The sequence below is a fragment of the Microbacterium testaceum StLB037 genome, assembly GCF_900104345.1.
Taxonomy (GTDB): domain Bacteria; phylum Actinomycetota; class Actinomycetes; order Actinomycetales; family Microbacteriaceae; genus Microbacterium; species Microbacterium testaceum_A.
Window position 1 is genome coordinate 157,268 of record NZ_FNJN01000004.1, and the last position, 14,079, is coordinate 171,346.

11 protein-coding genes are annotated in these 14,079 nt (G+C 70.6%); 7 read left to right on the plus strand and 4 right to left on the minus strand.

The window, feature by feature from the left end:
* Positions 1 to 35: 35 nt before the first annotated feature.
* Together BLS25_RS09860 and aspS are read right to left on the minus strand one after the other, a co-directional pair.
* Positions 36 to 1,100 carry an ABC transporter ATP-binding protein gene (locus BLS25_RS09860; RefSeq protein WP_074695396.1) on the minus strand — a complete coding sequence of 355 codons (1,065 nt, stop codon included), beginning with the start codon at positions 1,098 to 1,100 and terminating at the stop codon, positions 36 to 38.
* 75 nt (positions 1,101 to 1,175) lie between these two features.
* The gene (aspS, locus tag BLS25_RS09865; protein WP_056224215.1) at positions 1,176 to 2,513 is read right to left on the minus strand and encodes an aspartate--tRNA(Asn) ligase; all 1,338 of its coding nucleotides are present in this window, start codon (positions 2,511 to 2,513) and stop codon (positions 1,176 to 1,178) included.
* 59 nt (positions 2,514 to 2,572) lie between these two features.
* Here aspS and BLS25_RS09870 point away from each other — a divergent pair, with 59 nt between their 5' ends.
* From BLS25_RS09870 to ccsB, 7 genes are all read left to right on the plus strand, one after another.
* Positions 2,573 to 2,962 (plus strand): DUF6264 family protein, encoded by a 390-nt coding sequence (locus tag BLS25_RS09870; RefSeq protein WP_056223993.1) that lies wholly within the window; start codon positions 2,573 to 2,575, stop codon positions 2,960 to 2,962.
* A gap of 100 nt (positions 2,963 to 3,062) precedes the next feature.
* Positions 3,063 to 3,788, plus strand: a complete 726-nt coding sequence (locus BLS25_RS09875; RefSeq protein WP_056223991.1) for a DedA family protein — start codon at positions 3,063 to 3,065, stop codon at positions 3,786 to 3,788.
* Positions 3,789 to 3,873: 85 nt separating this feature from the next.
* Entirely contained in the window at positions 3,874 to 4,518 is a 645-nt protein-coding gene (locus BLS25_RS09880; protein WP_056223989.1) for a histidine phosphatase family protein, read from the plus strand.
* Positions 4,518 to 5,123 carry a TlpA family protein disulfide reductase gene (locus BLS25_RS09885; protein ID WP_056223987.1) on the plus strand — a complete coding sequence of 202 codons (606 nt, stop codon included), beginning with the start codon at positions 4,518 to 4,520 and terminating at the stop codon, positions 5,121 to 5,123. The genes BLS25_RS09880 and BLS25_RS09885 overlap by 1 nt, the downstream gene beginning before the upstream one ends.
* Positions 5,120 to 5,869, plus strand: coding sequence for a cytochrome c biogenesis CcdA family protein (locus BLS25_RS09890; RefSeq protein ID WP_056223985.1), 750 nt, complete (start codon positions 5,120 to 5,122; stop codon positions 5,867 to 5,869). The genes BLS25_RS09885 and BLS25_RS09890 overlap by 4 nt, the downstream gene beginning before the upstream one ends.
* Entirely contained in the window at positions 5,850 to 7,565 is a 1,716-nt protein-coding gene (gene resB, locus BLS25_RS09895) for a cytochrome c biogenesis protein ResB (protein ID WP_056223983.1), read from the plus strand. The genes BLS25_RS09890 and resB overlap by 20 nt, the downstream gene beginning before the upstream one ends.
* 4 nt (positions 7,566 to 7,569) lie before the next feature.
* Positions 7,570 to 8,580 carry a c-type cytochrome biogenesis protein CcsB gene (ccsB, locus tag BLS25_RS09900; protein WP_056223981.1) on the plus strand — a complete coding sequence of 337 codons (1,011 nt, stop codon included), beginning with the start codon at positions 7,570 to 7,572 and terminating at the stop codon, positions 8,578 to 8,580.
* A gap of 497 nt (positions 8,581 to 9,077) precedes the next feature.
* Here ccsB and BLS25_RS09905 read toward each other — a convergent pair whose 3' ends face one another.
* Together BLS25_RS09905 and BLS25_RS09910 are read right to left on the minus strand one after the other, a co-directional pair.
* Positions 9,078 to 11,120, minus strand: coding sequence for a YhgE/Pip domain-containing protein (locus BLS25_RS09905; RefSeq protein WP_074695398.1), 2,043 nt, complete (start codon positions 11,118 to 11,120; stop codon positions 9,078 to 9,080).
* Entirely contained in the window at positions 11,117 to 14,005 is a 2,889-nt protein-coding gene (locus BLS25_RS09910; RefSeq protein ID WP_074695400.1) for an MMPL family transporter, read from the minus strand. The genes BLS25_RS09905 and BLS25_RS09910 overlap by 4 nt, the downstream gene beginning before the upstream one ends.
* Between the last annotated feature and the right edge of the window lie 74 nt (positions 14,006 to 14,079).

A 14,079-nucleotide genomic window follows, 5' to 3' on the forward strand; every position in this document is an offset into this window, starting at 1 on the left:
AGGGGCTCCGGGTGCGTCCCGGAGCCCCTGCCCACTCAGTGAATCGGGCGAACCGCGGCCGGCACGATCGCGAGAGCGAGACGCACGGGGTCACGGTCGCCGAGACGCTGCTCGGGCGCATGCTCGACGACGACGCGACTGCCGTCGCTCGTGAGCACCGTCGAACGACGGACGCTGCCGAGGAAGGTCGACTCCTCGACCACTCCGTCGACGCCGGGGGAGTCGGGTCCGACGAGGAGGACGTTCTCGGGGCGCACGACGACCTCGCAGTGACCGTCGTGCGCGGACTCCGCGAGCGGGAGTTCCTGACCCCACACCTCGACGGTGAGGCCCTCGACGATCCCGGGAACGGCGCTCACCGGTCCGAGGACCTCGGCGACGGCGGTGTCCGCAATCCGGGAGTACACCTCGTCCGGGCAGCCCGCGGCGACGATGCGACCCTGGTCCATGACGACGAGGTGATCGGCGACCGCCGCGGCCTCGGCCGTGTCGCGCGTCGCCCAGAGTGTCGTGACGCCGCGCTCGCGGAGCTCCCGGACGAGTCGGTCTCGCGTCTCGGAGCGAGCCGTCGTGTGAAGGGCCGCGAGGGCGTCGTCGAGGACGAGAGCCCGCGGGTGAGAGGCGAGCGCGCGAGCGAGAGCCCACCGTTGCCGATCGCCGTGCGACAGCCGGTGCACGCTCTTGTCCGCGGTGCCGAGTCCCACGAGGTCCAGCAGTCGATCGGTCTCGCCGTCGGGGTCGACGTCGCCGGCGTGCCGCGAGGCCGCGACGATCGCCGCCCGGACGCGTCCGAACCGCGCCACAGGGGTGCGGTCGCGGACCTCCGGAATGCGGGGTGCCGCGGCGCCCGAGCGTCCTTCGACGAGGACGGTGCCGGCATCCGGTCGTTCCGAACCGCTCACCACGCGCAGCAGGGTCGACGCTCCGCAGCCCGACGGGCCGACGAGGGCGACGATGGTGCCCGGAGCCACCTCGAGATCGATGTCGCGGAGGATCGGCACCCCGGCGCGCTCGCGCGTGACGTCGTGGAGGGTGATGGACCAGCCCGCGCGCGGTCGCTCCCCGGCGGGTGGGGGATCCACGGGGATGACGGCGACCATTCGCCCACGGTAGGAAGGACGCATGACGCACGAACGCCCGGGGGGTGAACCCCGGGCGTCGCTCACTCGAACCTTTTACGGGGCGAGGCGGGTGGGACCGCGGAAGAGGAACGTAACCTCGCGGATCGACGACTCGCCGAGCATCAGCATCAGGATGCGCGCGAGCCCCATACCGAAGCCGCCGTGCGGCGGAGCGCCGAAGCGGAAGAAGTCGAGGTAGAAGTCGAGGTGCTCGGGGTCGAGACCCTTCTCTTTGGCCTGTTCGATCAGCACGTCCACGCGGTGCTCGCGCTGCGCACCCGTGGTGATCTCGACGCCGTTGAAGAGCAGGTCGTACGACTTGGTGAGCCCGGTCTCTTCGTCGCGCATGTGGTAGAAAGCGCGGATCTCGGGGTGGTAGTCCGTGATGAAGACGAAGGGGTGGCCGAAGGTCTCGCGCACGTGCGCGGCGATCTGACGCTCGCCCTCGGGGTCGAGGTCGCCGTCGGTACGGGGGATGTCGTACCCGCGGGCGGCGACGATCTCGCGGGCCTCGGCCAGCGGAATGCGCGGGAACGGAATCGCGGGCACCTCGACCTCGACGCCGAAGAGCTCGCGGATCTCGTCGCCGTGCTTGTCGGCGACCGCCTGGAACGCGGTGTGCAGCAGCTCCTCCTGCATGCGCGCCACGTCTTCGTGCGAATCGATCCAGCTGATCTCGGCGTCGATCGAGGTGAACTCGGTGGCGTGACGACTGGTGAAGGAGGGGTCGGCGCGGAAGGCCGGGGCGATCTCGAAGATCTTGCCGAAGCCGGCGACCTGAGCCATCTGCTTGAAGAACTGCGGGCTCTGCGCGAGGTAGGCCGTCTTGTCCTCGAAGTAGGGCACCTCGAACAGCTCCGCGTTGGACTCCGAGGGGGATGCCATCAGCTTCGGGGAGTGCACCTCGATGTAGTCGCGCTCGACCCAGTAGGTGCGCATGGCGTGCTCGAGCGTGGTCTGCACGCGGAAGATGAGGTTGTTTCGACGCTGGCGAAGGTCGATGAAGCGCCAGTCCATGCGCTTGTCGGGGCTGCTGTCGGCGGCGATGGGGGTCTCGGGGTTGGCCGCGGCCGCGATCTCGAGCTCGCCGACCTTGATCTCGACCCCGCCGAGCTTCACACGCTCATCGTGCTTGAGCTCGCCGCGCACGGTGAGGAACGTGCCGGTCGCGAGGGCGCCGATCGTCTCGGTGAGGGCGAGGGCGGCGGCATCCTGCTCCGTTTCTTCGGAGGGGCGGGTCGCCGGGTTCACGAGCTGAACGGCGCCGGTCTCGTCGCGGAGGACGACGAACTGCACCTTCTTCTGGTCGCGCACGGTTTCGACCCATCCCGACACCTCGACGGGGCCGGCGGGCAGGGACTTCAGCTGGTTGACCAGGACGCGTTCGCTCACGATCGACCAGTCTACGTGCGTGGTCCGCACCGAACCGGGCGCGAACCTACGATGGGGGCGTGACCTTCTCGATGCCGCCCGAGTCGTTCCGGACCCTGCGGCCGGAACCGACGGCGCGCAGGGCCCGCGGATGGGATGTCGCCCTCACCATCGTGCTGCTGGTCCTGCTCCCCCTGCTGGCGCTCGCCGCGTCCTACGCCGGGGTGTTCCTCGTATACGCCGCGGACGCGTGCGGGTCGGTCACCTGCGACACGGGACTGATGAACATCGGCTTCTGGACCGCGGTCGTCTCGCCCTGGGTCGTGCTGATCATCGGTGTCGTCATCTCCATCGTGCGTCTCGTTCGTCACCGCCTCGCCTTCTGGGTTCCGCTCGTGACCGTCGTGACGATCGCCGCCGTGTGGTTCGTCGCGGCCGCGCTCGTCGGCGCGGGGGTCTCGGCATCCTGATCCGCTCGGGGGCAACCCCCAGGTAGGGCGCGGGTTCGCAACCTACCCTGAGAGCGGGCGTCCGCACCGGGCGGCCGATCACCGAGCGCGAAGGCACCCGATGACCGACACCACCCTCTCTCTCGCCCCGTTGCGGTCGACCTCCGGCTCCGGGGAGGGACAGTCCTGGCTGACGTCGCTCGCGGACTGGACCGTTTCGCTCATGGAGATCATCGGGCCCGTCGGGGCCGGTGTCGCGATCGCCCTCGAGAACCTCTTCCCCCCGCTTCCCAGCGAGGTCGTTCTGCCGATGGCCGGGCTCACCGCCAGTCGCGGCTCCTTCACGTTGTTCGAGGCGCTGCTGTGGACGACGATCGGCTCCGTCGTCGGCGCTTTCATGCTCTATGGTCTCGGCCGCTGGCTCGGAGCGGCGCGGCTGCGCTCGTTCGCCGCGAAGATGCCGCTGCTGCACCCCGAAGACGTCGACCGGACGGTTGCGTGGTTCGAGCGCCACGGCGGCAAGGCCGTGTTCTTCGGGCGGATGATCCCCATCTTCCGCAGTCTCATCTCGATCCCCGCGGGGGTGTCGAAGATGCCGATGTGGCGCTTCGGTCTGCTCACCGGTGCGGGAAGCCTCATCTGGAACACGATCTTCGTGCTGTCGGGCTTCCTGCTGGGCGAGAACTGGCACATCGTCGAGGAGTACGCGTCGATCCTGCAGTACGTGGTCATCGCCGCGGTCGCGATCGGCCTCGCGTGGTTCCTGTACTCGCGCGTCCGATCGCTGCTCGCCTCCAAGCGCGCCGGCGATCGCGACGACGCTCCCGCCGCTCAGCACGACGCCTGAGCGTCGCTCGGTCGGTTATCTCCACGTCGAGGCAACCGGCATCCGGACTCAGTCAGACCACAGAACCCGCCCGTAGACTGGCGTCGTGCCCGCCGACCGCCTTCATCTCGTGCGCCACGGAGAGGTCCACAACCCCCGTCGCGTGCTCTACGGTCGGCTCCCCGGATTCGGCCTGAGCGTCGACGGTCGCCGCATGGCGCGTCAGGCGGCCGAGCACGTGAAGGGTCTCGATCGTCCGGTCTCGGCCCTGGTGGTCTCGCCGCTGCAGCGCACGCGCGAATCGGCGGAGCCGTTCGTGGAGATGTTCGGCGCCGAGCCGTTCATCGACGACCGCGTCATCGAGCCGACCAACGTCTTCGAGGGGCGGCGCATGAAGCAGGCTCTGGCGAACCCGCTCAACTGGCGTCACCTGAGCCGGCCGGCCGTTCCCAGCTGGGGCGAGCCCTACGAGCGGATCGTCGCCCGCATGACGGCCGCGATGACCGATGCCTGGGACCGCGTCCCCTCGGGCGACGTGGTTGTCGTCTCGCACCAACTCCCCATCTGGGTGACTCACCTCGCCCTGTCCCAGCAACCCACCCGCCACGACCCCCGCAAGCGCCGTTGCGCGCTGTCGAGCGTGACGAGCTTCGAACGGCGAGACGGCGCCGACGGCTCGGCGCGCTGGGTCGAGGTGGCGTACGCCGAGCCGGCGAGCACCGCCGGAGCCGTCGATGTAGGAGCCGTCTGATGCGCAGAATCCTCACCGCCGCGGGGTCGATCCTCGCCGCGGCGACCTTGGTCGCCGGGCTGTCGGCCTGCACCGCCGACCCCCTCGCCGACCAGTACCGGGCCGGCGACAACAAGGGCTACATCGCCGCCAACGGATTCCAGACCGACGAGATCGCCCCCGAGAACCGCAAGGAGCCCGTCGACTTCGCGGGCACCCTCGACAACGGCTCCCCGGTGTCGAGCGCCGACTTCGCGGGCAAGGTGCTGGTCGTGAACTTCTGGTACGCCACGTGCGGCCCGTGCATCATCGAGGCCCCGCGCCTCGAGCAGGCCTACCAGACCTTCCAGGGGCAGGACGTGGCCTTCCTCGGCATCAACACGTACGACCAGCCGGCCACGGCCCTGTCGTTCGCGCGCGACCACGGGGTGTCGTACTCCAGCGCCATGGCGGTCGGGGACGCCCAGCTCAAGCTCGCGTTCACCGATGCGGCGCCCTTGAACGCGACCCCCACGACCCTCGTGCTCGACAAGCAGGGGCGCGTCGCCGCTCGCATCGTCGGTGAGCTTCCCGAGGCGTCGATCCTCGAGTCGATCGTGCGCACGCTGGTCGCGGAGAACGCGTGAACCCGGGCGCCCTCGTCTTCGACGGGGCGCTGTGGATCGCCGTTCCCATCGCCCTGGCCGCCGGCCTCATCTCGTTCCTGTCGCCGTGCGTGCTTCCGCTCGTGCCGGGGTACCTCGGCTACATCGGCGGTGCCGTGGCGCCGCGCGGGGGTTCGGCATCCGCCTCCGGCAAGGGCCGCCTGCTCGGCGGGACCCTGTTGTTCATCGCCGGGTTCACCCTCGTGTTCATGGCGATCAACGTCCTCGGAGGAGCGCTCGGCCGTTTCTTCATCGAGTACGCCGACCTCATCACCCGCGTCATGGGCGTCGTCATCATCATCATGGGACTGGTCTTCATCGGTCTCTTCGGTCTCGCTCAGCGTTCGGTGCGGATGCAGTCGCGGGGCAACCTCGGCCTCATCGGGGCCCCGCTGCTGGGCATCGCCCTCGGCATCGGGTGGACGCCGTGCATCGGCCCCACGCTGACCGCGATCATCTCGGTGTCCTACAACCTGGGCGACCCGGGCCGGGCCGCGCTCCTGGGCCTGGCGTACTCGCTGGGTCTCGGCATCCCGTTCCTGCTCCTCGCCCTCGGCTTCGGGTGGGCGACCAAGTCCGTCGCGTTCGTGCGCACGCACATCCGCGTCGTGAACCTCATCGGCGGAGCGCTTCTGATCGTGCTCGGCCTGCTGATGGTGACCGGGTTCTGGGGCCAGTGGATGTCGACCCTGCAGGGGGTGATCGGCAATGTCCAGCTCCCGCTCTGATCGTTCCGACCGAGGTAACACCGTGACCGACCCGCTGCGCCCCTCCGACCACGCCGACTCCACGGCGGACGACATCACGCAGCCGCGCCTCGGGGTGGTCGGCTGGTTGCGATGGGGCTGGCGGCAGCTGACCAGCATGCGCACCGCGCTGGTGCTCCTGCTGCTCCTCGCGATCGCCGCCGTCCCCGGCTCGCTCGTGCCCCAGCGCACCGCCGACCCCAACGGCGTCACGCAGTACTTCACCGACAACCCCGACCTCGCGCCGGTCCTCGACAAGCTCAGCCTGTTCGACGTCTACAGCTCGCCGTGGTTCTCGGCCATCTACCTCCTGCTGTTCATCTCGCTCATCGGGTGCGTCCTCCCGCGGACCAAGCACCACTGGAAGGCCCTGCGCTCGCAGCCCCCGCGCACGCCCGCCCGACTGTCGCGGCTGGACGACCACCGCACCCGCACCATCGAGGTGGACGGCGATGCGGATGCCGTGGCCGCCGCGGCCGTCGAGAGCGCCGCCGCCCAACTGCGCAAGAGCGGTTACCGCGTCGCGCGCTACGACTCGCGCGGCGCCTTCTCGGTCTCGGCGGAGCGCGGCTACCTCCGCGAGACCGGCAACCTGCTCTTCCACGGGGCGCTCGTCGGCGTTCTGATCGCCGTCGGCGTCGGTGGCGGCTTCACCTACACCGGCCAGCGGGTCCTCGTCGAAGGACAGGCCTTCAGCAACAGCCTGCTCGACTACTCGTCGTTCAACCCCGGCCGCTTCGTGGGCGGCGACACCCTCACGCCGTACTCGATGACCCTCGACACCTTCGACGTCACGTACGTGCCGCCGGGACAACCCGGCTCGGGGCAGGCCGGCAACTTCGTCGCGCACGTGACCACCCAGGCCCCGGGCGCCGACCCGCAGGACGGCGAGGTGCGGGTGAACCACCCCCTCGACGTCCAGGGCGACCGCGTCTACCTTCTCGGCAACGGATACGCCCCGACCGTGACGATCCGCGATGCCCAGGGCAACGAGGTGTTCCACGACTCGGTCGCCTTCCTGCCGCAGGATGCCAACATGACCTCGCTCGGCGTCATCAAGGTCGCCGACGGGCTGCCGCAGCAGCTCGGGCTCCTCGGCTTCTTCTACCCGACGATGGACGTGCTCGACTCGGGCGCCCTCACCTCCACCTACGGCGCTCTCGAGTACCCCACGCTCACCCTTCGCGTGTACGAGGGAGACCTCGGCATCGATGACGGAACCCCGCGCTCGGTGTACACGCTCGATCCCTCGGGGATGACCCAGATCGCCGGCGGCGACAGCGGCACCCCGGCTCTGCAGTTGATGCCCGGTCAGACCGAGAACCTGCCGAACGGGCTGGGGACGATCACCTTCGAGAACGAGGCCCCGGCCGGTGCCGTCGGCTACGAGCAGTCCGTCAAGCGTTTCGCCTCGCTGTCGATCCACCGCGACCTCGCCGGCCCCTGGGTGCTGGGCTTCGCCCTCCTCGCCCTGTTCGGTCTGCTCGCCGCGCTCTTCGTCCCCCGTCGCCGCATGTGGGTCAAGGCGACGCCGCGGACCGGCGCCGTCGAGATCGAGTACGCAGGCCTCGCCCGAGGCGAGGATCCGACCCTCGCGGCGGCCGTCGACCAGCTCGTCGACAAGCACAGCGCGACCCTTCCCACCCAGAGCCACCCCGACACCGGAAAAGTAGACTGACACCATGCCCGGAACCGACCCGCTTCTCCTCGACGAGATCTCCCTCCTCCTGGTGTGGACGGCGGTCGCCATCTACGTGCTGGCGTTCTTCGCCTACGCCATCGACCTCGCGCGACGCTCCGACCTCGCCCTGAAGGCGAAAGACGAGGTCGTCGCGCGCGAGCTCGTCACCGCGGGCGGCGGGGGAGTGATCGGCGGATCCGCAGGGTCGTCGGCATCCGGAACCGCTTCCGCCCAGCCGCGTTACCTCTGGGCCCGCCTCGGCACGGTGCTCACCGCGCTGGGCTTCGTGTTCCACCTGGTCGCCACGGTCCTGCGCGGCGTCGCCGCGGGGCGCGTGCCCTGGTCGAACATGTACGAGTTCGCGCTGACCGGTCTGCTGCTGATCATCGCGGTCTACCTCGTCGTGCTGACGCGTTTCGATCTGCGCTTCCTCGGCTCTCTGATGACCGGCCTGGCCGTGCTGCTGCTCGGCGGGGCCACGCTCGCCTTCCACGTCGAGGTCGTGCCGCTCGCCGACCCGCTGAAGTCGGTGTGGCTGGTCGTGCACGTGTTCGTCGCGAGCCTGGCGACGGCCTTGTTCGCTCTGGCCTTCGGGTTGTCGGTCGTTCAGCTCATCCAGACGCGCCGCGAGCGCAAGCTCGCCGAGGCTCCCGCGGACGCCGCGACCACGCGGAGCTTCCTCCGTACGGTGCCGAACGCCGACGCGCTCGAGTCGCTCGCCTACCGCTTCGCGATCGTCGGGTTCATCTTCTGGACCTTCACCCTCATCGCCGGTTCCATCTGGGCGAACGACGCGTGGGGCCGCTTCTGGGGCTTCGACACCAAGGAAGTCTGGACCTTCGTCATCTGGGTGCTCTACGCCGGATACATCCACGCCCGCGCGACCCGCGGCTGGCGCGGCACCCGCTCGGCATGGTTGTCGATCATCGGCTTCACCGCGGTGCTGTTCAACTTCACGATCGTCAACGTCTTCTTCAAGGGGCTGCACGCCTACAGCGGCTTGACCACCTGACAGAGGCCGCAGAGGAGGGTCCGTTCGGCGTGAGCCGGGCGGGCCCTTTCCTGTTGGGGGGTCGGGATGCCGGGGCGTGGGCGGCGGGTGACCGGCGTCGTGGGGTCGCCGCGGGGCGTGGGCTTCGGTGCTCGATGTCGAGGAGGCGCCGTCGGGCGCGGGCTTCGGTGCTCGGTGGCGAGCGGACGCCGCGGGGCGCGGGCGGATACGTCATGCGCGCGGGGTCGTTGCGGGGTGGGACGTGCGCTACGGCGGGGCGCTTCGCGAAACGCCGGGTGCTGCGGTCGTGCTCGTGGCGTGTCGCCAAAAGCGCCCGCCGTTGTGCGCGGGTGGGAGGAGGGCGACGGGATGCCGCGTGCTCGGGGCCCGAGGAGACGTCACGGACCGGCGCGCCTCCGTTCCCTGACACGGGACGTGGACGTTCGCGACCGGGCTCGGGCGGGCGAGAGCGCCCGGGCGCGAAGGCCGCCGCGCGGCTCCGCGCCCGGGCGCGGGAGTCAGGCGGCGATCGCCGCGGCGCGGGCCGAGACGGTCCGGCGACGCACCACGACCAGCGTCGTCACGAGGATCGACAGCACCGCCCACACCACGAGGCCCGCGGCTCCCGCACCCACTCCGCCGGCCGCGGACAGAGCGCCGAGCATCGCCGAATAGGCGGGCGAGGTCGGAAGCAGCGACGCGAAGGCCGCGAGGACCGGCGGCACCGTCGAGACGATGCTCGTCGCGAGCGCGAGGGCCCCGATGATCGCGGAGACCCATCGTCCGGCGCCCCCAAGGAGCGCGACGAGCGCCTGGTTCACGGCGGCGAAGGCGACCCCGGCGAGAAGGCAGATCATCGCGAACACGGCCCAGTCGCCCCAGGCGTAGTCGGATGCCACCTGCACCACGCTCGCGACCAGCAGTCCCTGCACGGCGCCGACGATCGCCGCCGGCGCGAAGCCGCGCAGGGCGACGAGGCCCGAGGGACGGCGGCTGGTCAGCGAGCGGGCCGACACGGCCTGGAACACGACGAACGAGGCGAGGGCGCCGAACCACAGCACCGCCATGGCCAGCAGCGGGACCGCGGCGCCGCCGAAGAGCGAGTCGGTGCCGCCCGTCGCCGAGACGGGGTCTGCGACGACGTCGGCGAGGTTCGTGGCCTGGGCATCGGTGTAGGTGGGGAGCTTCGACACCGCGGTGTCCAGGCCATCGGCGAGGGAGGTGGTGCCGGTCGCGACCTGGCTGACGCCGTCCGCGAGCTGGCCGGCTCCGGTCTCGGCGCCGGAAGCTCCGGATGCCACCTGCTCGGCGCCCGAGGCGAGAGCCGAGGCGCCCGTGCCGAACTGCCGCGCGCCGTCGGCGAGCTTCGTGGCTCCGCCGGCGATGCCGTCCATGCCGCCGGCGATGGTGGTGATGCCCTTCGCCGCGTCGTACCCGCCGTCGGCGAGCTTCTGGTTCGCCTCGGCGATGGCACTGACCCCCGCGGGAAGCTTGGTGGCCTCGGCCGAGAGGCCGCCGATCTGCGTCACGGTCTCTTTCGCCTTCGGCAGGGCCGCGTCGGCGTTGTCGGATGCCGTGCGCAGAGCGGCGCACTGCTCGGGCGTGCCCGTGCACTCGTCGGCCGCTTTCTGCAGGGCGGCTGCAGCGTCGGTCAGTGCGGTGTTGATCTGCGGTGCCGCGTCGGACAGCTGTTGTGCGTCCTGGGCGAAGTTCGGCGGGATCTGCGCGGCGAGGGCGTTGATCTGCTTCGCCAGTTCGGCGTTGCCGTCGGCGAGCTTGGTGACGCCGGCCGCCGCCGAGCGGGTTCCGCCGGCGAGTGCTCCCGCGCCACTCGAAAGCTGGTCGGCGCCGCTGGCGAGCGGACCGGCGCCGGCGGCGAGCTTCGACGCGCCGTCGGCCAGGGCCGTGGCTCCGGACGAGAGCTGCCCGAGGCCGTCGCGCAGCCCGGCCGCTCCGGTGGACGCCTGCGATGCCCCGTCGGCGAGCTGGTGAGCCCCGCTCGCGGCGCTGCCGAGCTGGTCGCTCAGGGTCGTGAAACCGAGGAAGACGTTCTTCAGGTACTGCGACGACAGGGTGCTGCCGTAGACCTGGGAGGCGGTGGATGCCAGTGCCCCGGTGATCGCGCCGTCGACGACGCGGGCGTTGGGCGCCGTCTGCACACCGATCGTCGCCTTCTCGGGAGTCTCGCCCGGTCGGGTCGAGAGCGAGGCTGCGGTGAAGTTCTCGGGGATCGTCACGACCGCGGTGTAGGTGCCGTCCTTGAGACCGGCGGCGGCGTCCTCGTCGTTGGAGATGACCCAGTCGATGTTGCTCGGCTGGTCGTCGGCGCCTTTCACGAGGCCGCCGGTGAGCTGTCGCCCGAGGGGGACGAGCTGGCCGTTGAGCTCCACGGCCTTGTCGTCGTTCACGATCGCGGCGGTGATGTTCTCGAGTCGATCGGTGGGCTTGTAGAGCGCACCGACCAGGATGCCGCCGATCACCGCCGGGAGCAGGAGGACGCCGACGAGCGTGAGCCAGGTGACGGGGCGGCGCGAGCGGGAGCGCTCGACGGGGAGAGTCATGCGAACACCTCGGAGAGATCGGCGAAGGTTTCGGGTTCGGGACGATGCCGGCGCGGGGTCGGCAGCGAGAGGGACGACACGTCCGGACGTTGAGCGTCGGCCAGAAGGGCCAGCGCGCGGCGTTCGTCGCGGGCGGACACGATCAGGGTGAACGGCGACGAGTCATCGTCGCTGCGCTCGCGCGCCTCGGTGGCGGCCCGGCGGAGCACCTGGGCCACGTCGTCGCTGGTGTCGTCGTCGAGGCGGTCGATGTCCGACACGAACACGACCCGGGTGCCGCGCGATGCGGCGCGGGCGACGTCGGCGGCGGCCTCGGCAGGGTCGTCGAGGAGCGCGACGCCGACACGGGCGCGCACCGCTCCGGCGCGCTCGGGGACGAGCAGCCCGTCCACGCGCAGGCGCCCCTCGATCTGCGACAGGCGGCCCGACAGGGCGAGCAGCAGGGTGCGCGTCGTGCGGGTCTCGCCGGTCACGAGCAGCGTCCCCCCGTACCCGAGGCGCAGCGACACCTCCGAGAACACGGGCTCCTCGGCATCCGTTGCTCCCACCGTGCGCAGATCGTCGGCGGCGATCGCGATCCCGGGCTCGGTCGGCCAGTCGGCGAGGCGCACCTCACGTTCGACGGCCTCGCCCTCGACGTCGAGCTTGGGGAGGATCCGGTCGAGCCAGCGCGGCATCCACCAGGCCTTCGCGCCCAGCAGCGCGAGGATCGCGGGCACCAGGGTCATGCGCACGAGGAACGCGTCGACCGCGACGCCGACGGCCAGTCCCAGCGCGATGGGCTTGAGGCTCGAGTCGCCCTCGGGCACGAACGCGACGAAGACCGCGAACATGATGACCGCGGCGGCGACGACAACGCGGGCGGATGCCGAGAAGCCGCTGCGGACGGCGCCGAGCGCCACCTCGCGGGGCGTGCGACCCTCGCGTTCGGCGTGCACGAAGTCTTCGCGCATGCGCGAGACGAGGAACACCTGGTAGTCCATGGCGAGGCCGAAGAGCACGCCCATCACGACGATGGGCATGAAGCTGATGATGGGGCCGACCTTGGCCACGTGCAGGGCGTCGGCGAACCAGCCCCACTCGAACACCGCGGCGACGACGCCGAACGAGGCCGCGACCGACAGCAGGTACCCGCCGGCGGCGGTCAGCGGCACCCAGATCGAGCGGAACACGATCATCAGCAGCACGAGCGAGAGGCCCACGACGAACAGGCCGAACGGCAGCAGGGCGGCGCCGAGCTGGTCGGAGATGTCGATCGTGACGGCGGTGTAGCCGGTGACGAGCAGGTGCACGCCGAACTGGTCGTAGAGGCGCGGCTCGGCCGCGCGGAGCTCGCGCACGAGGTCGGCGGTGCGCGGGTCGTCGGGCGCGGTCTCGGGCACGATCTGCACGATGCCGGTGTCGGCGGTGGCGTTCGGCGTCGCGAGGGCGACCTTCGCGACCCCCGGGATCTTCGCGATCTCGTCGCCGATGCTCGTCATGAGGTTCAGCGGGTCGTTCGAGGTGACGATCGTGCCCGTCATGATGAGGGGACCGTTGGCGCCGGGGCCGAAGTACTCGTCGGTCAGCTCGTAGGCGACGCGCGCCTCGTCGCCCGGGGGGAGTTGCCCGGCGTTCGGAAGGGTGAGCGCGAGGGACGCGGCCGGGATCGCGGTTACCCCCAGCAGGCCGATCACGGCGACGGAGGTGACCACTGGATGCCGGGTGACCAGGCCGACCCAGCGCTTGGCGGGCCCGTTGCGCTGGGCGCGGACGGCCGCGGTGGAGGCGCGGCGCACGCTTTCGGCGGCGGCCTCTTCGGCGGCCGCCGCGTCGTCTTCGGCGGTGGCCGTGCGGGAGCGCTTCTTCTGCTTCTTGTATCCCCAGCCGACGACGCGGTGCCTCGCGAATCCCAGGAACGCCGGAGTGAGCGTGAGTCCCACGCAGACCGCGATCGCCACGGCGACGGAGGCGGCGATGCCCATGGTCGTCAGGAACGGGATGCCGGCGAAGCTCAGGCCGATGAGGGCGATGAGCACCGTGATGCCGGCGAACACGACCGCGGATCCGGCGGTACCGACGGCGCGGGCGGTCGATTCCTCGGGGTCCATTCCCGCGCGCGTCTGGTCTTGATGTCGCGACACGATGAAGAGGGCGTAGTCGATGCCCACCGCCAGCCCCAGCATCACCGCCAGCAGGGGAGTGGTCGACGACACGGTCGCGAAGCCCGTCGCGATGAAGATGAGCCCGATCGAGAGGGCGACGCCGAGGATCGCGGTGGCCAGCGGCATCCCGGCCACGAGGAACGAACGGAACGTCACCATGAGCACGAGCGCGGCGATGAGGACGCCGAGCGCCTCGGTGAGCGAGGCGCCGGGGATCTCGGTGGCGAAGAGCTGTCCGCCCAGGATCGCCTGGGATCCGGAGGGCAGGGCGGTGCTGAGTGCCGTGGTGGCGTCGCGGAGGGCGTCCTTGGTGTCGGCGGGCACCGCCGTCGACTCTCCGGCGAACTGGATGCGCACGATCGCCGCGCGCCCGTCGTCGGAGATGCCGCCGGACACGCGGGTGTCGTAGGGGTCGGTGACGGCCTCGACGAAGTCGAGCGTGCCGATGTCGCCGGTCGTCTTCTGGATGGCGTCCTGGTAGCTCTGGTCGCGAACGCTCGACCCGTCCGCGGAGACGACGATGATCTCGGCGCTCGCTCCACTCACCTGGGGGAAGGTGCGCCCGAGCATCTCGAGGCCGGCCTGCGACTCGGTGCCCGGGATCGAGAAGGTGTTGTCCGTCCCCTTCGCGAACACCGCGACTCCGCCGCCGGCGATCACGAGGATGAGGAGCCAGCCGGTCAGAACGCGCCAGGGGTGGCGGAACGACCAGCGACCCAGGGTGTAGAGGAATGTCGACACGGCTGCTCCCACGATCGGTGAACGAGTCGATACATCACCGTATCGGATACATCAATGTATCGTAGACCTCGAGG

Coding starts and splice junctions, on each gene's coding strand:
- BLS25_RS09860 (WP_074695396.1), bottom strand. CDS start 1,100: ATGGTCGCCGTCATCCCCGTGGATCCCCCACCCGCCGGGGAGCGACCG.
- BLS25_RS09875 (WP_056223991.1), top strand. CDS start 3,063: ATGACCGACACCACCCTCTCTCTCGCCCCGTTGCGGTCGACCTCCGGC.
- BLS25_RS09885 (WP_056223987.1), top strand. CDS start 4,518: ATGCGCAGAATCCTCACCGCCGCGGGGTCGATCCTCGCCGCGGCGACC.
- resB (WP_056223983.1), top strand. CDS start 5,850: ATGTCCAGCTCCCGCTCTGATCGTTCCGACCGAGGTAACACCGTGACC.
- ccsB (WP_056223981.1), top strand. CDS start 7,570: ATGCCCGGAACCGACCCGCTTCTCCTCGACGAGATCTCCCTCCTCCTG.
- BLS25_RS09905 (WP_074695398.1), bottom strand. CDS start 11,120: ATGACTCTCCCCGTCGAGCGCTCCCGCTCGCGCCGCCCCGTCACCTGG.